General features: G+C 66.2%; 33 protein-coding genes. All 33 read left to right on the top strand.

Annotation, left to right across the window (positions count from 1 at the left end):
• Positions 1 to 128 precede the first annotated feature (128 nt).
• The 33 genes from G9465_RS24850 to G9465_RS24690 all read left to right on the top strand — a co-directional run bounded on the left by G9465_RS24850 (position 129) and on the right by G9465_RS24690 (position 15,055).
• Entirely contained in the window at positions 129 to 443 is a 315-nt protein-coding gene (locus tag G9465_RS24850; RefSeq protein WP_166976117.1) for a PadR family transcriptional regulator, read from the top strand.
• A complete protein-coding gene (locus tag G9465_RS24845; protein WP_166976115.1) occupies positions 440 to 766 on the top strand; it encodes a hypothetical protein in 327 nt (108 codons plus the stop codon). Before G9465_RS24850 ends, G9465_RS24845 begins: the two co-directional genes overlap by 4 nt.
• Positions 766 to 927, top strand: coding sequence for a hypothetical protein (locus tag G9465_RS24840; protein WP_166976112.1), 162 nt, complete (start codon positions 766 to 768; stop codon positions 925 to 927). The genes G9465_RS24845 and G9465_RS24840 overlap by 1 nt, the downstream gene beginning before the upstream one ends.
• On the top strand, positions 924 to 1,103 hold the full coding sequence (locus tag G9465_RS24835; protein ID WP_166976109.1) for a hypothetical protein: 180 nt from the start codon (positions 924 to 926) through the stop codon (positions 1,101 to 1,103). Before G9465_RS24840 ends, G9465_RS24835 begins: the two co-directional genes overlap by 4 nt.
• On the top strand, positions 1,100 to 1,402 hold the full coding sequence (locus tag G9465_RS24830) for a hypothetical protein (protein ID WP_166976105.1): 303 nt from the start codon (positions 1,100 to 1,102) through the stop codon (positions 1,400 to 1,402). Before G9465_RS24835 ends, G9465_RS24830 begins: the two co-directional genes overlap by 4 nt.
• Entirely contained in the window at positions 1,395 to 1,637 is a 243-nt protein-coding gene (locus G9465_RS24825) for a hypothetical protein (protein ID WP_166976103.1), read from the top strand. Before G9465_RS24830 ends, G9465_RS24825 begins: the two co-directional genes overlap by 8 nt.
• A complete protein-coding gene (locus G9465_RS24820; RefSeq protein WP_166976100.1) occupies positions 1,634 to 1,822 on the top strand; it encodes a hypothetical protein in 189 nt (62 codons plus the stop codon). The genes G9465_RS24825 and G9465_RS24820 overlap by 4 nt, the downstream gene beginning before the upstream one ends.
• Positions 1,815 to 2,258, top strand: a complete 444-nt coding sequence (locus G9465_RS24815; protein ID WP_166976097.1) for a hypothetical protein — start codon at positions 1,815 to 1,817, stop codon at positions 2,256 to 2,258. Before G9465_RS24820 ends, G9465_RS24815 begins: the two co-directional genes overlap by 8 nt.
• Positions 2,255 to 3,889, top strand: coding sequence for a DNA cytosine methyltransferase (locus G9465_RS24810; protein WP_166976094.1), 1,635 nt, complete (start codon positions 2,255 to 2,257; stop codon positions 3,887 to 3,889). The genes G9465_RS24815 and G9465_RS24810 overlap by 4 nt, the downstream gene beginning before the upstream one ends.
• Positions 3,882 to 4,169 carry a hypothetical protein gene (locus G9465_RS24805; RefSeq protein WP_166976091.1) on the top strand — a complete coding sequence of 96 codons (288 nt, stop codon included), beginning with the start codon at positions 3,882 to 3,884 and terminating at the stop codon, positions 4,167 to 4,169. Before G9465_RS24810 ends, G9465_RS24805 begins: the two co-directional genes overlap by 8 nt.
• Positions 4,170 to 4,599: 430 nt before the next feature.
• Positions 4,600 to 4,743, top strand: a complete 144-nt coding sequence (locus G9465_RS24800; protein ID WP_166976088.1) for a hypothetical protein — start codon at positions 4,600 to 4,602, stop codon at positions 4,741 to 4,743.
• Positions 4,736 to 5,140, top strand: coding sequence for a hypothetical protein (locus G9465_RS24795; protein ID WP_166976085.1), 405 nt, complete (start codon positions 4,736 to 4,738; stop codon positions 5,138 to 5,140). The genes G9465_RS24800 and G9465_RS24795 overlap by 8 nt, the downstream gene beginning before the upstream one ends.
• Complete coding sequence (locus G9465_RS24790; protein ID WP_166976082.1) at positions 5,137 to 5,853, top strand: GNAT family N-acetyltransferase; 717 nt, start codon at positions 5,137 to 5,139, stop codon at positions 5,851 to 5,853. Before G9465_RS24795 ends, G9465_RS24790 begins: the two co-directional genes overlap by 4 nt.
• On the top strand, positions 5,850 to 6,347 hold the full coding sequence (locus G9465_RS24785; protein WP_166976079.1) for a hypothetical protein: 498 nt from the start codon (positions 5,850 to 5,852) through the stop codon (positions 6,345 to 6,347). The genes G9465_RS24790 and G9465_RS24785 overlap by 4 nt, the downstream gene beginning before the upstream one ends.
• Entirely contained in the window at positions 6,334 to 7,227 is an 894-nt protein-coding gene (locus G9465_RS24780; RefSeq protein ID WP_166976076.1) for a DUF4326 domain-containing protein, read from the top strand. Before G9465_RS24785 ends, G9465_RS24780 begins: the two co-directional genes overlap by 14 nt.
• Positions 7,224 to 8,015, top strand: a complete 792-nt coding sequence (locus G9465_RS24775) for a hypothetical protein (RefSeq protein ID WP_166976073.1) — start codon at positions 7,224 to 7,226, stop codon at positions 8,013 to 8,015. Before G9465_RS24780 ends, G9465_RS24775 begins: the two co-directional genes overlap by 4 nt.
• Positions 8,012 to 8,311, top strand: coding sequence for a hypothetical protein (locus G9465_RS24770; protein ID WP_166976070.1), 300 nt, complete (start codon positions 8,012 to 8,014; stop codon positions 8,309 to 8,311). The genes G9465_RS24775 and G9465_RS24770 overlap by 4 nt, the downstream gene beginning before the upstream one ends.
• On the top strand, positions 8,311 to 8,553 hold the full coding sequence (locus G9465_RS24765) for a hypothetical protein (protein WP_166976067.1): 243 nt from the start codon (positions 8,311 to 8,313) through the stop codon (positions 8,551 to 8,553). Before G9465_RS24770 ends, G9465_RS24765 begins: the two co-directional genes overlap by 1 nt.
• Entirely contained in the window at positions 8,550 to 9,092 is a 543-nt protein-coding gene (locus G9465_RS24760) for a hypothetical protein (protein ID WP_166976064.1), read from the top strand. Before G9465_RS24765 ends, G9465_RS24760 begins: the two co-directional genes overlap by 4 nt.
• Positions 9,092 to 9,946: a DUF5131 family protein gene (locus tag G9465_RS24755; RefSeq protein ID WP_166976061.1), complete on the top strand. Its 855-nt coding sequence runs from the start codon at positions 9,092 to 9,094 to the stop codon at positions 9,944 to 9,946. The genes G9465_RS24760 and G9465_RS24755 overlap by 1 nt, the downstream gene beginning before the upstream one ends.
• Positions 9,943 to 10,476, top strand: coding sequence for a hypothetical protein (locus G9465_RS24750; protein WP_166976058.1), 534 nt, complete (start codon positions 9,943 to 9,945; stop codon positions 10,474 to 10,476). Before G9465_RS24755 ends, G9465_RS24750 begins: the two co-directional genes overlap by 4 nt.
• On the top strand, positions 10,477 to 10,734 hold the full coding sequence (locus G9465_RS24745) for a hypothetical protein (RefSeq protein ID WP_166976055.1): 258 nt from the start codon (positions 10,477 to 10,479) through the stop codon (positions 10,732 to 10,734).
• On the top strand, positions 10,731 to 11,033 hold the full coding sequence (locus G9465_RS24740; RefSeq protein WP_166976052.1) for a hypothetical protein: 303 nt from the start codon (positions 10,731 to 10,733) through the stop codon (positions 11,031 to 11,033). Before G9465_RS24745 ends, G9465_RS24740 begins: the two co-directional genes overlap by 4 nt.
• The gene (locus tag G9465_RS24735; protein ID WP_166976049.1) at positions 11,030 to 11,464 is read left to right on the top strand and encodes a hypothetical protein; all 435 of its coding nucleotides are present in this window, start codon (positions 11,030 to 11,032) and stop codon (positions 11,462 to 11,464) included. The genes G9465_RS24740 and G9465_RS24735 overlap by 4 nt, the downstream gene beginning before the upstream one ends.
• The gene (locus G9465_RS24730; protein ID WP_166976045.1) at positions 11,454 to 11,807 is read left to right on the top strand and encodes a hypothetical protein; all 354 of its coding nucleotides are present in this window, start codon (positions 11,454 to 11,456) and stop codon (positions 11,805 to 11,807) included. The genes G9465_RS24735 and G9465_RS24730 overlap by 11 nt, the downstream gene beginning before the upstream one ends.
• Complete coding sequence (locus tag G9465_RS24725; protein WP_166976042.1) at positions 11,800 to 12,015, top strand: hypothetical protein; 216 nt, start codon at positions 11,800 to 11,802, stop codon at positions 12,013 to 12,015. The genes G9465_RS24730 and G9465_RS24725 overlap by 8 nt, the downstream gene beginning before the upstream one ends.
• The gene (locus G9465_RS24720) at positions 12,008 to 12,223 is read left to right on the top strand and encodes a hypothetical protein (protein WP_166976039.1); all 216 of its coding nucleotides are present in this window, start codon (positions 12,008 to 12,010) and stop codon (positions 12,221 to 12,223) included. Before G9465_RS24725 ends, G9465_RS24720 begins: the two co-directional genes overlap by 8 nt.
• Positions 12,220 to 12,690, top strand: a complete 471-nt coding sequence (locus tag G9465_RS24715; protein WP_166976036.1) for a hypothetical protein — start codon at positions 12,220 to 12,222, stop codon at positions 12,688 to 12,690. Before G9465_RS24720 ends, G9465_RS24715 begins: the two co-directional genes overlap by 4 nt.
• Positions 12,687 to 12,932: a hypothetical protein gene (locus G9465_RS24710; RefSeq protein WP_166976033.1), complete on the top strand. Its 246-nt coding sequence runs from the start codon at positions 12,687 to 12,689 to the stop codon at positions 12,930 to 12,932. Before G9465_RS24715 ends, G9465_RS24710 begins: the two co-directional genes overlap by 4 nt.
• Complete coding sequence (locus tag G9465_RS24705; protein ID WP_166976030.1) at positions 12,929 to 13,288, top strand: hypothetical protein; 360 nt, start codon at positions 12,929 to 12,931, stop codon at positions 13,286 to 13,288. Before G9465_RS24710 ends, G9465_RS24705 begins: the two co-directional genes overlap by 4 nt.
• Entirely contained in the window at positions 13,285 to 13,848 is a 564-nt protein-coding gene (locus G9465_RS24700; RefSeq protein WP_227015888.1) for an HNH endonuclease, read from the top strand. The genes G9465_RS24705 and G9465_RS24700 overlap by 4 nt, the downstream gene beginning before the upstream one ends.
• Positions 13,845 to 14,249, top strand: a complete 405-nt coding sequence (locus G9465_RS24695) for a hypothetical protein (protein WP_166976027.1) — start codon at positions 13,845 to 13,847, stop codon at positions 14,247 to 14,249. Before G9465_RS24700 ends, G9465_RS24695 begins: the two co-directional genes overlap by 4 nt.
• On the top strand, positions 14,246 to 15,055 hold the full coding sequence (locus G9465_RS24690; RefSeq protein WP_166976024.1) for a hypothetical protein: 810 nt from the start codon (positions 14,246 to 14,248) through the stop codon (positions 15,053 to 15,055). Before G9465_RS24695 ends, G9465_RS24690 begins: the two co-directional genes overlap by 4 nt.
• Positions 15,056 to 15,057 lie beyond the last annotated feature (2 nt).

Below are 15,057 nucleotides of genomic sequence, written 5' to 3'. Positions count from 1 at the left end.
GCTCAGCGCTGTCCATCAACATGTACGTGGCGATATTTCGAGTGACGTTGATGTAAATATACGGGGCAATATCAACACATTCCGAGCTGTCGCAACATATATGTTGAATAACGACACATCAAAATATGATGTCACAGACCAAACACGGCGGCCCGCTACACGACCTCACCGGGTTCCAGCGGGACCTGCTGGTGGCGATAGCGACCGAGGGGCCGACGCACGGCCTCGGTCTAAAAAGCCATCTGGAAGACGCATTCGGCGTACAGGAAATCCACCACGGCCGGCTCTACCCGAACCTCGACACGCTCGTCGAGAAGGGGTTGGTCGAGAAGACCGCAGCCGACCGGCGAACGAACGAGTACGCGCTGACCGCTCGCGGTCGCCGCGAACTGGCTGCGCATCGAGAGTGGGTAGCCGGTGACGGCGGGGAGGCGGAGGCATGACGGTGCAAGAAGCCGGCGATGAACAGTTCGGGGAACTGGCGCTGGACATCTCCGAAGGCGATACGTTCGAACTCTCGTTCATCGCAGACGGCGAGGAACAGACCACGCGCCAGCGTGTCGTCAACGTGACGGACAAGGGAGCGACGACGGTCGTCTACGGCGAAGACTCGCCCGGTTGGAACGGGCCATCGGTCGGCCTGCTCATCGACACAACTGGCGTTATGCCGTCGCTGAAAGGCGAGCTTCGCCACCCGATGCGCGACCCGACGCCCGTGGACGAGTTTACCGACCTGACGGTCAACCCGGAGGAGGCCGAGGACTGATGGCCCGCCTCGGCTACATCTGCGATGGGTGTGGGGACGAGTACAATCACCGCGACCCCGCTGCCGCTGTTCAAGACTCCGAGCTGAACTGGCTCGATCTCTGTTCGGGCTGCTACGACGAGTGGGACGCCGGAAATCGACAGGAGGTGCTCCAGTCGTGAGCGTCTACGGCACCGACACCCCGCTGGACCGGGCGTACAACTTCTACGTGCGCGTGCAGATCGAGGGCATCGACTGCTACAGCGTCGGCACCGAGGGTCGTTCCGAGGCCGAATCTCTCGCGCAGATACTCGACAGCGCCGAGGGCGTGCAGGAAACCGAGGTGGTCCAGTCGTGAGAAAGCACTTCTACCTCGTCACGGAGGACGACGACCCCGAACACGTCGGCGCCATCATGACGACCGACACGCGCCGGACCCGCCCGCTGAAGAACGAGGAAGCGGCGACCCACACGTTCAACGAGGACGACGGCGACTTCGAGGAACACGGCAAGCTCGTCGGGCTCGGCTACGCGGACTTCGAGGACGAGGACGATCTCGACGAGCGCATCGGCGACGTCATCAAGGAGAAACTGAGCGAGGTCGACGACGAGTGGCTAGAGAAAGCCGGCGTCACGGAGGCGGTCGCGAATGTCTGAGAACACCTACGAACCGGACTTCGAGTTCGAGGAGGGCGACACGGTCCTCGTCCGCGCTCGCGAACACGGGACGAGCGGCAACATCGTGGCGAAGTTCGAGGCGACGTGTACCGACATCTCGGACCCCAGCGGCATCGGCACGTCCCGGAGCGCCCGCTTCGAGATGCCGTTCGGCACGCTGAACTCGGTGACTATCCGGCCCTACGAGGCCGAGTTCGAGGTGGTCGACGAATGAGCACCACCGCCGACCGCCCGACCGTCACCGAGGACGAGGCTGAACAACTGGCGAAGCTCAACGCCCGCGTCATCTCGATGCGCAACGAGCAGGTCGACGGCGACCCGGTGCTCATCTTCGACAAAGAGAACGAAGACGCGTGGATACAGTCGGATTTCACCGTGGAGGTGGGGTGCCGTGACTGACGAGATGAACCACACCATCGGCCGCCGGAAGGTCCTGTCGTTGGCTGGCGGCGCCACGGCCACCGCACTGGCTGGGTGCTCAACCGACTCGGAGTCTGGGGGACTGAGCGACGCGATACAGAACCTCCAGACCAGCGGCGCCGTCTCGGACGTAACGGTCGGCGTTGAAGAGGGCCTACTCGGAGAGTACGGCACGCTCCGAGCGCATCTGGACTTCCAGGACGGGACCGATTTAGAGGTCGTTCGGCTGTTCGCACCGACCGGCGAACTCCTCGGCGCGAAACAGGTGTACGAGGGCAATCCTGTCGTCCGGTTCGAGGACTACGACGACGATGTCTACGAGGACTACCCGTGGCACGGTGTTCTGGTGACGGTCACCGACGCGGCTGGCGACCTCGCTGGTAAGGCCGAGTTCACTATCGCGGAGGAACTATGACTAACTCGTACCGCTTCGTCGTCGTGGACCTGTTCTGCGGTGGCGGCGGCTTCACGACCGGTTTCGTCGAGGCGTTCATCGACGACCACCGCGCCATCATCGCCGAGGAAACGGGCCTCGACCCTGCCGACGTCCACCGTACGCACCCGGCAGTCGTCGACTGGCTGGACGCGAACCTGAAACTCGTCGCGGTCAACCACTGGGACCCAGCCGTCGAGACCTACCGCACGAACCATCCCTATGCCGAGGTCTACAACGCGAAGGTGCAGGCGCTGCACCCGCCGGATGCCGTCGACGGCCAGCGCGTGAACGCCCTCATCGCCGGCCCGTCGTGCATCCCACACTCGCCAGCGAAAGGCGGCATGGCGTCCGACGACCAGAAGCGGATGAGCCCGCGCCACGTCGCCCACTGGCTCGACCTGCTGCGGCCCGACCAGTTCCTGCTCGAAAACGTTCCCGGGTTCCGACGGTGGGGGCCGCTGGAGTACCCCGACGACGGCGGCGAACCGTCGATGGTCAAGGACGGCTCCTGTTTCGAGGACTGGCTTCGGACCCTCCGAACGCAGGGGTACACGGTCGCCCACGAGACGTTCACGGCTGCCGACTACGGCGACCTGCAGGCCCGCGACCGCCTGTTCGTGATGGGCCGACTCAACTACGAACCCGCGTGGCCGACGCCGACCCACAGCGCCGACGGTGCCGGCGACACCGAACCACACCGCCCCGCTGCCGACATCATCGACTGGTCGGACCGTGGCATGTCCATCTGGACGCGCGATATCGACCACCCGCGCGTCCACACGCCGCCGGCCGCGAAGACACTCCGACGGATTGCCGAGGGCATCCGCCGGCACTGCGACGACGCTCTCGACCCGTTTGCCGACGTCCTCGCCGAGCTGGACCGCGAGGGTATCAGGACGCTTCGAGACGACCCGGTCGACGCTGCGGACCTCCCGGATGCGGCCACTGACCGCGACGAACCGTTCCTCGTTCGCGGCCCGGCGGTCACGCCCGCCGACGCGGACGGTCGTCTGGGCCTGTGCCTGCCGTACGTCCTCGGCCAGCACAGCAACGCCGTCGCCCGGTCAATCGAGGAGGCACTCCCGACGGTCACGACGAGCGGGTCTATCGGCCTCATCGAACCGCAGGCGTTCGTCCTCCCGCGTGACGGCAAGCAACGCGACGAGTTCAGCAACCCGACATACGAACCCGACGACCGGCCACTACACACCGTCACCGCGAACAACCACGATGGTCGCCTCGTCAGCCCGTCGCTGGTCATCTACAACGGCCAGTCTGACGTGGCGGCCGTCGACGACCCGCTGCCGACGGTGACCGCGACCGAGCGCCACGCGCTGGCGGTCCCCGATCTGCTCCCGTGGGGGCTGGATATCGGGTTCCGGATGCTCCAGCCGCCGGAGTTGAAGCGCGCACAGGGCTTCCCCAACGGCTACGAGCTGCCCGTGGACGCGAAGAAACGGAAGACGAAGCTCATCGGCAACGCCGTCCCGGTCGCGCTGGCGAAGGCGCTGTGCCGGACGCTCCTGCGGCCGACCGCGAAACCGACGCTGAACAACTACGCTGAGGGGCCACAGCCCGTCGCCGACGGGGGTGTTGCGGACGATGACTGAGACGCCGTCGCAGGACCTCGCCGACTACACGCCGCCGGCCGAGAAACACCTTGCCGGCGAGACCGAGGTCGAGTTCCAGTGCGGCGTCGCCGCCAGCGACCAGTTCGACCCGTCGGACCCGGAGTTCTGCGACCACGAACTAGAGACCATCGAACTGGACGAGCCCGCGTACGTCGACGAGGACAACCGCATCCACGTGCCGGGCCGGCCGGTCGAGTGTCCGGAGTGCGGGCAACCAGTCGAGTTCGAGTTCAACGAGATCCGGGTGTTGTTCCCATGAGCGTTACTGAGCACCGACTGCCGAACGACCAGAGCACTAGGACTGGCCGGTGTGGCCCTACTCGTCAATTAATATCTCACCGCATGCAGGACAGGCGGAGCCGGTGTTTGTACTGTCGAGGTCAGACTGTTCCCCGGTCCAGCCGCACATTGCACACTGTAGCAGATCAGGTTCAGACACGGGAAACTAGATTCGCTCGCCGTGTCAAAAAGTGTGGTGTCGATAGTGGCTCCGAAACGGGGGAGGACCACCGACCGTGCCGCTACGCGTTGATGAGGGCCCGCAACGCTGCAACCACAACCCCGATGACGGAGATCAGTATCGCGCCTGTTGCAGCGAACGAACCGAGTTCTGCTATCATTGCAGGAGGGCGGGCTCCCGCATCCTATTTGAATCTTTCTCCGAGGGCCATCGGCCGGGAGGAATCCCGATGATGGACCGCTACGGCGGCCTCGTCGACGACCCCGGCGTGCCCGACGGCGACGGCGAGTCGTGGGCCGAAGCGGCCGAACGCCTGCGCGGGAAGCGCCGTCGGCTACACCCACTCGTCAGCGAGGTGTGCGAGGATGTCTGAGCGCGAGGACCTCAACAGCGTCAACCGCGACGACACGCGCTACGGCCATCTCGTCGGCGACGCCCTCGACCGACCGGCACCGGACCCAGAGCCCGACCCGGCGGACCACGTCGACGTCGGGACGCACTACCTGACGGTTAACGACGAGCGACCGGCCATCGAGGACTACAACGGCCTCCAGTGGACGTTCGTCACCGACGACGGCACTATCACGGCCGTCGACTGCGCCCACTACTGTCCCGGGCCCGGCCACGTCGACCCGATGGGGTTCCGGCGGTGGGGTGAGGTTCCCGACCCCGTCCGGGAGGCAGCGCTGTCGGCGCTGAACGGCCACGGTCGCGAGGACGAGGTCGTGGACCAGCAGGCCATCGACGAGGCCGCGGAGGCCGAGTCATGATGGCCGCCGACAGCGCCCGCACGTCGCCCACCCGCGAGTGGACGATTCGGGCGGCCACGGACCGCGCAGACGTGTTCTTCCTGATGCGCCAGCAGCACCACTACTTCGGCGACGAGTACGCGGCCAACAGGCTCCCGCGAGAACTCGCCGAACTGCTGGGCTGGCCCGACGAGGACGCTGACGGCCGCCCGCTCGACGCGCTGGGTCTCGTCGCCGCGCATGGCGAGGTCGCCGTCGGCGGGGCGTTCGCGACCATTGACACCCACGACGTGACCGTCGAGATGCTCCCCGACGGCCCGTTCTCGAACGCCGCGCTAGCCGGCGAGCGCAACGGCTGGCTTCGGCTGAACGTCGTCGACCCGGCGTGGCGCGGCCGGGGCATCGGCCATGCGCTGTTCGACGCCCGACTGGACTGGCTGGCCGCACGCGACCCGGACATGGTGTTCGCGTTCGGCTGGGAGCGCGACGCCGGCCGGTCTAGTCGCCCGCTGTTCGAGGCCCACGAGTTCACACCCATCCACACCTTCGAGCGCTACTACGCTCGCGGGAAGCATCCCCGGGACAGCTGCCCGGACTGTGGGGCGTGGCCGTCCAACGACGCCGACTGCCAGTGTGCGACGACGCTGTGGGCGCTCGACAGTGCGGATCTCCAGCGAATTGCCACGAGACAGACCCGACAGACAACCAGCGATTGCTACGAGGCAGACCAATGAGCATCACGAGAATCACCTGTGTCGCCGACGACTGCGGCACGTTCCCGATGGACGAAGCGTTAGTACAGCAACTCAAACGCACCGGCGAGACGTTCACCTGTCCCGCCGGCCACGAGCAACACTTCACGGACTCGCCCGAGAGCAGACTGAAGCGGCGTATCGAGAAACTGGAAGCTCGCGCCGAAGAACTGGCCGAGGAACGCGACGCCGCCCAACGCCGACTGGAGTCCTTCGAAGAGCAGGCCGACCGGTGGTATGACGAGGCCCAGACCGAGAAAGAACGCCGGAAGTTCGCCGAGTCTCGATTACTCGACTACGCGACGGGTGTGGTCGAGGTCGCCGACGGCGGGTACAAGTGGTCCTGTCAGTGTGGAGCCCGGGGACAGAAACTGTTCGAGGAGGTCGACGCCGCACAGGTGGCCTACGAGCGCCACCAGCGCTCGCAGTGCTCGGTCGACCACGGGCCGGAGGTGACTGTCGATGTCCGAGAGTAAGACCGCTGTGGGCCACACGAAGGCCGACGAAACGGACGTCTACGTCGGCCGCGGGCAGAACGGCCGCCATCTACTCTCGGTCGCCGAGCCGGGCCAGCGTGGCTGGCTGGGTAACCCGTTCACGCTCGATGAGTACACTCGCGAGGAGAGCGTCGCGAAGTACCGCGAGGCGTTCGAGGACAAGCTCCAGCGCGACGACGCCTTCCGGGCTGCCGTCGCCGACCTCGCGGGGCAGACACTCGGCTGCTGGTGCCAGCATCTCGACGAGGACGGCCCGGCGTGTCACGCTGAGGTCATCGCCGAGTGGGCTGAGACACTGGCGACGCGCCTCTCGTGGCCCCGTCGCCGTCGCGACGACGGTACGCCCATCGTGGGCTGGACCTGCGACAACTGCGGCCACGAGGTCGAGGCGCCGTACAAACCCTCCCGACTCGCGCGCTGTCCCGAGTGTGGCGGGAATCCGCAGGGCGTCCGGGCATGGGACGTCGAACCCACCGTCGAGGCCCGCCAAGAGCGTCTGCGTGACCAACTCGCCGCCCGCTACGGGCCCGAGGGCTATCCCGGCGACGACCCGGCGTGTGCGGCCTGCGGGACGACCGAGGACGTCCACATCTGTCCGGGCGAGGAACTGGACGACTTCGAGTGGCGATGTGACGACTGCCGCCGGTTCCCGAAGTGGTTCTGGCAGCCCGGCGACCATCCCTCGCTGCTGGTCCGGGACTGGATCGAGACCTGCGACCGCTGTGACGCGGAGTTCACGACCGTCTTCGGCGTGACGTTCTGGATCGACGGCCGCGGGTCCAGCTACCATACCGAGGACGTGTGCCTGCAGTGTGTCGACGCCGAGAACGTCCGCCAGGAACTGGAGGACGGCCGATGACGCTGACTCGGGAGATCGACGCCGACGGCTGGTCCGATAACCGAGCGTGGACGGCCGAAGCCGACCTACGCCCGGACGGGTTCTGGAAGGTCATCAACCCAGTATCGGCGCTGGTCGACGAGTGCCAGATGGACATCCGCGAGAACGCTGTCCACGTCCGGGCTGTCGACCCGGCACAAGTGGCCGTCGTCGACGTCGAACGCCAGTGCGTGCGCCAGACCGACGCCACGCTGTCGGCCGGCGTGCTGGTCAACGGTCTCGGCGAGGACCTGCCGGGCTACTTCGACACCGACACGTACACGCTGACTGTCAGCCACGGGAGCGGCGACGACACCGCCACGGTCGCGTCGCCACACGGTCGAGCTGAGACGGCGGCGTACGACCCCGAGACGGTTCGCGACGCACCGGACTGGCCGACACCCGACGACGGCTGGGACCGCTCGGTCACGCTGCCAGCGCCGAAGGCACGGGGTGTGCTGGGTGGGATTGCCGACGCCGCCGAGAGTGGCGTGCGAGTGAGCGCCGAGGACGGGGAACTCCTCGTCGAGGCCGTCGACCGCCACGGCACGGTCGACTACTCGTGGCCGGTGGCAGCAGACGTCGAGGCCGGCCCGTACGCGTTCTACTCGGCCGATTACCTCTCCGATATGGTCGGGGCGTTCTGGCCCGACGGCGAGATAACGATTCGCTTCGGCCACGAGCAACCACTCGAACTGCAGAACGGCACGCTCCGTTACACACAGGCCCAGCGGATGTACAGCGAGTTCGAGGGTGGTGACGACCGATGAGCGACGACGCACCGCTCAAGCGCGCGTCGGTGTCCTTCGAGACACGGACGGGCAAGACGGCGTCGCTGGGGAGCGAGGCCGGCGAGAACATCGCCTACGACATCGAGAATCACGCCCAATGCCACGACCGGCCCGGCTACCGGGACGGCTTCGTGGAGGTCACGTTCACCGTCGAGAAGTGGGAGAACACCGGCCACACGGTGGTCGACTTCACGCCCGAGGGCCTTCGGGAGTTCCTTGATGAGGCGGCGGCGACCATCGACTGCGAGGTCGTCGACGCAGGGGGTGATGCCTGATGGCCGACATCCACACCGAGTTCGACGAGGACACCGATGACCTCGAAAAGGGCATCGCGAAGGCCGTCACCGCCGATGAGGAGTTCGTTTTCGATGGCGAGCGCGTCGAACGTGAGACGAAACTGGAAGTGCTGGAGGACGGCGGCGTCCACGTCACTCAGCGGATGCAGGGCTGTTTCGACAGTCTGACGCTGAACGCCGACGTCGTCCGGCGACTGGTCCGGGAGGTCGAAGAGCAGTGACGCCGACCATCGCCGGCCCGGACGGCACCGACGACGCCGACGAGCCCGGCGGTCGGACGTGCTTCGGCTGTCGCGAGACCTTCGAGACGGAACAGCACGCCTACCGTGAGGTGTTCGGGGAGGTCGCCGACGTGACCGACCACGGGCTCGTGTTCGGGACGACCGGTGGCGTCCCGGTCCGCCACTGGTGCCGGGCGTGCTGGAACCGGGAACGCGGTCGGGAGAAGGCGGCCCACTACGACGTGACCGACGGCGACCGGCTGTGGGCCATCCTCGACGCCGCCGATGGCGCCCTCGTGGCCGACCTCATGCCGATACTCGTCGGCGGGCGGGCGTGGATACGTGTCGTCGACGGCGACGTTGAGGCCCGGCACACGACCCGAGAACGCACCGACGAGGGCGGCATCCGGTTCGGCACCGAACCCAGCGAGGACTTCGACGTGACGCAGTTTGGCGAGTTCTTCGACGAGCCGACGGACATGACGTGCGTTCTGCTGAAGCCCGCCGATGAGACACCGTTCGCGGAGGTCGACGGCTGATGCAAGAGAGCAACATCAGCTGGACCGACTACACGTGGAATCCCGTCACGGGCTGTTCACGCGCCGGCCCGGAGTGCTACGACAGCGAGACGGACACGCTCGTCTGCTACGCCGAGCGGTACACGCGCGAGAAACAGGCGGCCCGCGAGGACGCTCCCGAGTACGTCTCCGACGCGCCGTGGACGCAGGCCAACGCCGCCGAGGTCGTCACGACCCACGAGGGCCGCCTCGACGCCCCCTTCGAGTACCACTTCCCGGCGGGGCCGGGCCGCGTGTTCGTCTGCTCGATGTCCGACCTGTTTCACGAACAGGTACCGACGGCGTTCATCCGGCAGGTCATCGCTGTCGCCCGGCAGTGTCCCGAACACGTCTGGATACTGCTGACCAAACGCCCGTCGCGAGCGGCGGGCCTGGATATCGACTGGCCGGCCAACGTCTGGCTGGGCACCTCCGTCGGGAGTGGCCCCGGAGGCACCTATCCTGACACGACCCATCGCATCGACGAGTTGCGAAGCGCCGACGCCGCGACGCTGTGGGTGTCGTTCGAGCCACTCATCGAGCCCATCGGCGACGTCGACCTCAGCGGGTTCGACTGGGCGGTCGTCGGCGGCGAGAGCCGGGCGAGCGAGTATCGACGCGAGATGGAGCACGCGTGGGCGCGTGACCTGCTGACGCAGTGTCGCGAGCAAGGGGTCCGATTTCACTTCAAGCAGTCCTCCGCGCCGCGACCGGGCATGAAGGAACGACTCACCGTCGAGAACGAGGACTACGGAGTGTTCGAGCAACGGAAGATACGCGAGTACCCGCCGGTCCCCGACGTGACCGAGCGGGCCCGACAGGAGCTGATAGCATGAGCGACACCGACGCAAAGGAACAGCATCGACTCGGAACTATCGGCCGCTGGGACGCCCCCGAGGCGGACTGGGCGGCCGACTACGACTGGACGCGCTACCGCGGGCCCGACGCCTACCCGGTGCCGGGCGCGTGGGTCCTGAGCAACGTCGAGGGCGATGGCGTAGTCTGGGAGCGGTATCCCGACGTCGGCGAGGGTCGTGCCAGCCCAAACGACGTGCTGGACGCTGTCGACGGCGACCTGTACGACGAGTACCGGTCCGGGAATGCTGTCCTCAGCCACGAGATCGTCAACGAGGACGACCCGATGGAAGACTGGGAGTACGAACAGCAGCTAACCATCGGCGGCACGACCGTCTTCCAGCGGGTGGAACCGGACCGCGACGAACTGCTGGGCAACGTCGCGACGGCGCTAGCCGCCACCGACGACGGCACCGATCCCGCCGACGTGACCGTCGAGTGGGACAGCGGGCGCCAGCGCGGGGAAACGGACGACGAAGACGACGCGAACGCGTCGCTGGGGGCGTTCTGAATGACCGACGTTGACCACTCTCGCCTCCCCAAGCGCGGCAGTCCCCGCATCGAGGAGTACACTCGCGAGGGGATGGAGGAAGATCAGGAGCGCGTGAAAGTCGTCCGGCCGGTCACGACACTCCAACCGACGCTGACTGGCGACGGCCCGGAGCCGGTCACGCGGACGGTGACACTCGCGGACTTCCCCGCAACGAACGCGTACAACGTCATGCAGGCGCTCGCGGACCACTTCAACTGCACAGTGGAGGAACGATGAGCGACACAGGCCCGTCGTTCATCTCCTCGAACACCGGGAAGGTCCATCGCGGCACCCGCGAGGACGGCCCGGAGTGTGGCACCCGCCAGAAGGGCGCGTGGGCGTCGGTCGACGCCGACGACGAGGAAGAGGCAGTGATGGACTACAACCTCAACCCGTGTACGCGGTGCATCGAGCGCTCGTACGAACTGGCCCGGTGGCGGGCTGACGTCCACAGTGCGACCGTGATGGGCGACGTCGGCACGCCCGAGCGGTGGCGACGCAAGTACGACGACTTCTACACGGGGGATTCGGCATGAGCGACGACGGAATCGCAGAACTCGACCTCGACGAGACCGAACGCAAGGCGCTCGAAGCCGGGGCGCTGACCGAGCAACAGATTCGACATACGTACTGGTACGCCGAGGAGAGCCAGCGCTGCCGGGCCAAACTCGCCCCACTCGTCACGCACGTCCGGCGACAGCCCGACCTACAACTCTGCCAACACGGCGTCAGTACCGACGCCAGCGGGACCCACGAGGTTCGGCTTCGGTTCGAGGTCGACGGCGAGGCCTGGACCAACGACGACCGCGACGTCCGTGAGGTCTACCGCTGTGGTGGCTGCGAACGACTCTTCGAGGAGCCTCAGACACACGACCCAGACGGCAACGAGTACGATGAGGAGCGCTGTCCGCGCTGTGGGACGGCTGTGACCTTCGACAGAACGGAGGTGCAGACCGTTGTCTTCTGAAGCCGACGCTGAGTGGCCCGGCATGCTCATCTGCGTGCCCTGCGAGCAGTACGTCCCGGCCGACAGCAGTCACGAGGAAACGGCCTGTGACCACTCGTGGGGCGAAGCCACCGACATCAGCCACCTCGACGGCGAGGAGTGGGCGAAGTTCCGCCACGACGTCTACGTGAAGTACCTCAACCGCGACGATCCCGAGAACCGCGACAGGGTGTTCAGCGACGCCGCGTCGTTGATTGTGAATCTCACGATGGCCGAGGCACTGCCAGACGACTACGACGAGCGTGAGGGGTTGGAGCGCCTGTTGGTGCTGGATGCGCCGGAGGGTGGTGAGAGTGATGACTGACGGTGTCCCCACGGAGGACGAGGCCGCGCTCGCCGGCACGCTCGAAGACGTCGCCGAGTCCGGTGAGGCCCAGTGTCGACTGTGCGACCACGTCGTCGAGGGCGAGTCGTTCGGCGAGATACTCGAAAAACTCGCTGAACACGGTGAGGCCGAACACGACTGGGACGACCGCACCGGCTGGTCCGAGGGCGGTGATGGCGATGAGTGACCACCGCCACGACACCGACCAGTCGACGACGGTCGTCGTCGGCGCATGTCCGAACGGCTGCCAGTCCTTCGAGATGGAGAGCGACGGTCCCGAGAAGACTGCCGACGCGTTCGTCGAGCGCGTGAAAGCGACGTTCCCCGAGTGTTCGGACTGTGGGTCCGATATGGGGTTCGTTCGGAAAGACGAGCCCAGTGAGGTGCTCGAATGACGGCTAACGACCTCCGGATGCGAAAAGCAGAGTGCGGTATCTGCGACACGACGTTTACCGACGACCGTGTCGTCGACATGGCGCGGTCCATCGCCCAACACTGGAACGACGACCACAGCGACGAGCTGGCTGTCAGCGAGACCGCGTTCAAACGCGAGGAATACGGCGGGCGGCATCTCCACGGCGACGAGTACGCCTACACGGTCAAAGAGTACTACATCACCGTCTACGACGTGTTGGACGACTGCGGCGGGTCGTGTGGGCCGTTCGCCTACGCCTATGTCAAGAAACCTGAGGCCGTCGACGTCTGCGAGGATTGCTGGCGGTCCATCAAGACCGTCGACGGCTACCGGGAGATCGACGACTCGGACTGGCGGACGAAATACCGCTGTGACGAGTGCCACCGAGAGCGACGCATCGAGCGCCAGAAAGACGAGAATCAGCAGATTACGGAGTTTGCTCAATGACGACCACCGACCAATTACCCACGAGAGACGCACACGAGGAGGACGAGTGCCTGCTGTGCGAACCCGCCCCGCACCCGAACTGTGAGATGCACACCGTCGTCCAGATGCTGGACCCGATGGGCATTCCACTCGGGGAATCCGACGCCGACCATCTCGTTTCGATTCCGGTCTGTCTGGGCCACTACGAAGCGTTCCAGCAGTATCAACGGGCGACGAGCGTCGCGGAGGTCGATGTCGCATGACCGTCGCCGTCGGCGGCTACCTCGAACCCAACCAACTCGCGGGCCACGAGTACGATGTCCGCCTCTCCTACACGGTGGAGGTCGCCCTGACCGTCCCGGCGGGCCACGAGCGACAGCACGCCGTCGACGAGGCCGACCTGCGCGTGGACTTCGGGTCGCTGGACCACGTCACCGACTGGGACCTCGTCCACAGCGACGTCGACGCCACCGAGGACATCTGGGCCGACGACCCGCGCGCCGAACACATCCTCGGGTACTGCGACCAGCCGACCGCGCCCAGCGAGGCAACGTTCTGGGACGATACCGAACACTTCGACGGCGAAACAATTGCCGAGTACGTGGGGGCCGAACAGTGAGGGACCGTAATCTCAACAAGTCGATGGACACGCTGTTCCCCCAACCGTCGAACGACCGCTGTCGAGTCTGCCACGAACCAGTTGTCGACGGCCGGTGGAACTACTGCTCCGAGCGCTGTCGGGATATCGCGAACGCCGTGCAGGCGATGTTCCTCTGGGATAAGGTCCGGGAAAAGGTTCTCGACCGAGATGAACACACGTGCCAGCACTGCGGACTCAGCTACACGATGGCGAAACGGGCCTACTGGCAGACCAGCGAACGCGTCGACGAACTCGCTGCGCCCATCCATCCGAAAAAAGGCGACCATCCGGCGGGCAGCTACGACCGCTGGCGGCGTGTGCGGGCAGAGTTCCGCGAGCGATACGGGTGGCTCAACTTCACCGACGGCAAGTTCCACGTCGACCACATCACCCCCATCTCGCAGGGCGGCCACCCGTTCGACGAGTCGAATCTACAGGTCCTCTGTGACGACTGCCACGAAGCAAAGACGGCCGAAGAGAACAGCGGGACAGCACGAGAGCGCCCCGAAATCAGCCTACAGGAGTACATGGACTCATGAGCGACACAACCCACGACCCCTTCGAGTACGACTGCTACATCGTCGGCCGCGCGACCCGCACGGTCGACGTCCCGACTGCCGACGGCGACGAAACGGTCGAAGAGGGAAGCATCCGCTTCGAACCCCGGTGTGAGGAGGACCTCCCGATGGTCCGTGCCGAGGACGGGTGGACGGCGCACTTGCTCGACCCCGACGCCGACGACCCGGTGCTAGCCGGCGCCCACGTCCCGCACGACCTGCTGGGCGTGTTGTGGTTCCCGGAGCCGATGACCGACCGCGAGGCCGCCGACTGGCTGGACGAGCATCTTGAGCGCTGGCGGGAGTTCCGCGAAGAACACGTCGACGAGCGTATCGAGTGCGACGTTTCGGCGGCGGACCTGCTGGATGGTGGTGTGCGATGACGCTCCGCCAGTCCATCCAGTGCCGAAAGTGCGGAGAGGCCTTCGAGACACGCGAGAACTGGCTGCACGCCAACGAAACGTGCCCGGACTGTTTCACGTTCCCCGACGTGTATCCCGACGACCAGCCGATGCCCGACGAGTTCGACGTCTACCTCGTCGGCCGGGTGCAGACCATCCCGAAGTCCGGCGCGGAGGAGAGCTACTTCCGCGTAGCCGCCCGCGACGCCCACGAGGCGATGTGGTTCGCCGATGCGTATCTCGAACTGGAGTACGACGGCCGGCGCGGTCGCCTCACCGACCTCGTCGTCGACGAGAACGGACAGGCGAACACGAACACCAACCCAGTCCTCTCGGCGACGCCCCTCCCCAGCGCCGCGTGGCACGACGGCTATTCCGTCCAGAAGCTCGCTTTCCGTAGCACCAGCGCCGATGTCGAGACGCAACGCGACCTCGGCCCCAACACCACCGACCAGTTCCAACACATGGACTCAGACGACTACATGGATGTCCTCGTCCACACGACCGACGAACAGATCGACCACAAGCTCCGCGAGAACGTCCCCGACGGCCACACCTGCTACTGGACGGTCACCGGGACGCCACGACAGACGCGGTTCGGCCAGCGAATCTGGTTCGAGACAGACGGCCGTATCGTCGCCGGCGGCCAGATAGAGGGCGTCGAGACCGGCCGTATCTGGTTCTCCCCGTTGGAGCGCGTCGACGTCGCGCCGCCGACCGACCCGCCGACGCGGGGCTTCACGTACATCGAACCGCTCGATGCACAACCAGCCGAATCTCGCAGCTGACG

The organism is Haloarcula sp. JP-L23 (genome assembly GCF_011602445.1).
In the GTDB taxonomy this organism is placed as follows: Archaea; Halobacteriota; Halobacteria; order Halobacteriales; family Haloarculaceae; genus Haloarcula; species Haloarcula pellucida.
The sequence above is the reverse complement of the archived record's forward strand: the minus strand, read 5'-3'. Positions and strand labels throughout refer to the sequence as shown.

Coding starts and splice junctions, on each gene's coding strand:
- G9465_RS24850 (WP_166976117.1), top strand. CDS start 129: ATGTCACAGACCAAACACGGCGGCCCGCTACACGACCTCACCGGGTTC.
- G9465_RS24845 (WP_166976115.1), top strand. CDS start 440: ATGACGGTGCAAGAAGCCGGCGATGAACAGTTCGGGGAACTGGCGCTG.
- G9465_RS24840 (WP_166976112.1), top strand. CDS start 766: ATGGCCCGCCTCGGCTACATCTGCGATGGGTGTGGGGACGAGTACAAT.
- G9465_RS24825 (WP_166976103.1), top strand. CDS start 1,395: ATGTCTGAGAACACCTACGAACCGGACTTCGAGTTCGAGGAGGGCGAC.
- G9465_RS24820 (WP_166976100.1), top strand. CDS start 1,634: ATGAGCACCACCGCCGACCGCCCGACCGTCACCGAGGACGAGGCTGAA.
- G9465_RS24810 (WP_166976094.1), top strand. CDS start 2,255: ATGACTAACTCGTACCGCTTCGTCGTCGTGGACCTGTTCTGCGGTGGC.
- G9465_RS24805 (WP_166976091.1), top strand. CDS start 3,882: ATGACTGAGACGCCGTCGCAGGACCTCGCCGACTACACGCCGCCGGCC.
- G9465_RS24800 (WP_166976088.1), top strand. CDS start 4,600: ATGATGGACCGCTACGGCGGCCTCGTCGACGACCCCGGCGTGCCCGAC.
- G9465_RS24795 (WP_166976085.1), top strand. CDS start 4,736: ATGTCTGAGCGCGAGGACCTCAACAGCGTCAACCGCGACGACACGCGC.
- G9465_RS24790 (WP_166976082.1), top strand. CDS start 5,137: ATGATGGCCGCCGACAGCGCCCGCACGTCGCCCACCCGCGAGTGGACG.
- G9465_RS24785 (WP_166976079.1), top strand. CDS start 5,850: ATGAGCATCACGAGAATCACCTGTGTCGCCGACGACTGCGGCACGTTC.
- G9465_RS24780 (WP_166976076.1), top strand. CDS start 6,334: ATGTCCGAGAGTAAGACCGCTGTGGGCCACACGAAGGCCGACGAAACG.
- G9465_RS24775 (WP_166976073.1), top strand. CDS start 7,224: ATGACGCTGACTCGGGAGATCGACGCCGACGGCTGGTCCGATAACCGA.
- G9465_RS24770 (WP_166976070.1), top strand. CDS start 8,012: ATGAGCGACGACGCACCGCTCAAGCGCGCGTCGGTGTCCTTCGAGACA.
- G9465_RS24765 (WP_166976067.1), top strand. CDS start 8,311: ATGGCCGACATCCACACCGAGTTCGACGAGGACACCGATGACCTCGAA.
- G9465_RS24755 (WP_166976061.1), top strand. CDS start 9,092: ATGCAAGAGAGCAACATCAGCTGGACCGACTACACGTGGAATCCCGTC.
- G9465_RS24750 (WP_166976058.1), top strand. CDS start 9,943: ATGAGCGACACCGACGCAAAGGAACAGCATCGACTCGGAACTATCGGC.
- G9465_RS24745 (WP_166976055.1), top strand. CDS start 10,477: ATGACCGACGTTGACCACTCTCGCCTCCCCAAGCGCGGCAGTCCCCGC.
- G9465_RS24740 (WP_166976052.1), top strand. CDS start 10,731: ATGAGCGACACAGGCCCGTCGTTCATCTCCTCGAACACCGGGAAGGTC.
- G9465_RS24735 (WP_166976049.1), top strand. CDS start 11,030: ATGAGCGACGACGGAATCGCAGAACTCGACCTCGACGAGACCGAACGC.
- G9465_RS24725 (WP_166976042.1), top strand. CDS start 11,800: ATGACTGACGGTGTCCCCACGGAGGACGAGGCCGCGCTCGCCGGCACG.
- G9465_RS24720 (WP_166976039.1), top strand. CDS start 12,008: ATGAGTGACCACCGCCACGACACCGACCAGTCGACGACGGTCGTCGTC.
- G9465_RS24715 (WP_166976036.1), top strand. CDS start 12,220: ATGACGGCTAACGACCTCCGGATGCGAAAAGCAGAGTGCGGTATCTGC.
- G9465_RS24710 (WP_166976033.1), top strand. CDS start 12,687: ATGACGACCACCGACCAATTACCCACGAGAGACGCACACGAGGAGGAC.
- G9465_RS24705 (WP_166976030.1), top strand. CDS start 12,929: ATGACCGTCGCCGTCGGCGGCTACCTCGAACCCAACCAACTCGCGGGC.
- G9465_RS24695 (WP_166976027.1), top strand. CDS start 13,845: ATGAGCGACACAACCCACGACCCCTTCGAGTACGACTGCTACATCGTC.
- G9465_RS24690 (WP_166976024.1), top strand. CDS start 14,246: ATGACGCTCCGCCAGTCCATCCAGTGCCGAAAGTGCGGAGAGGCCTTC.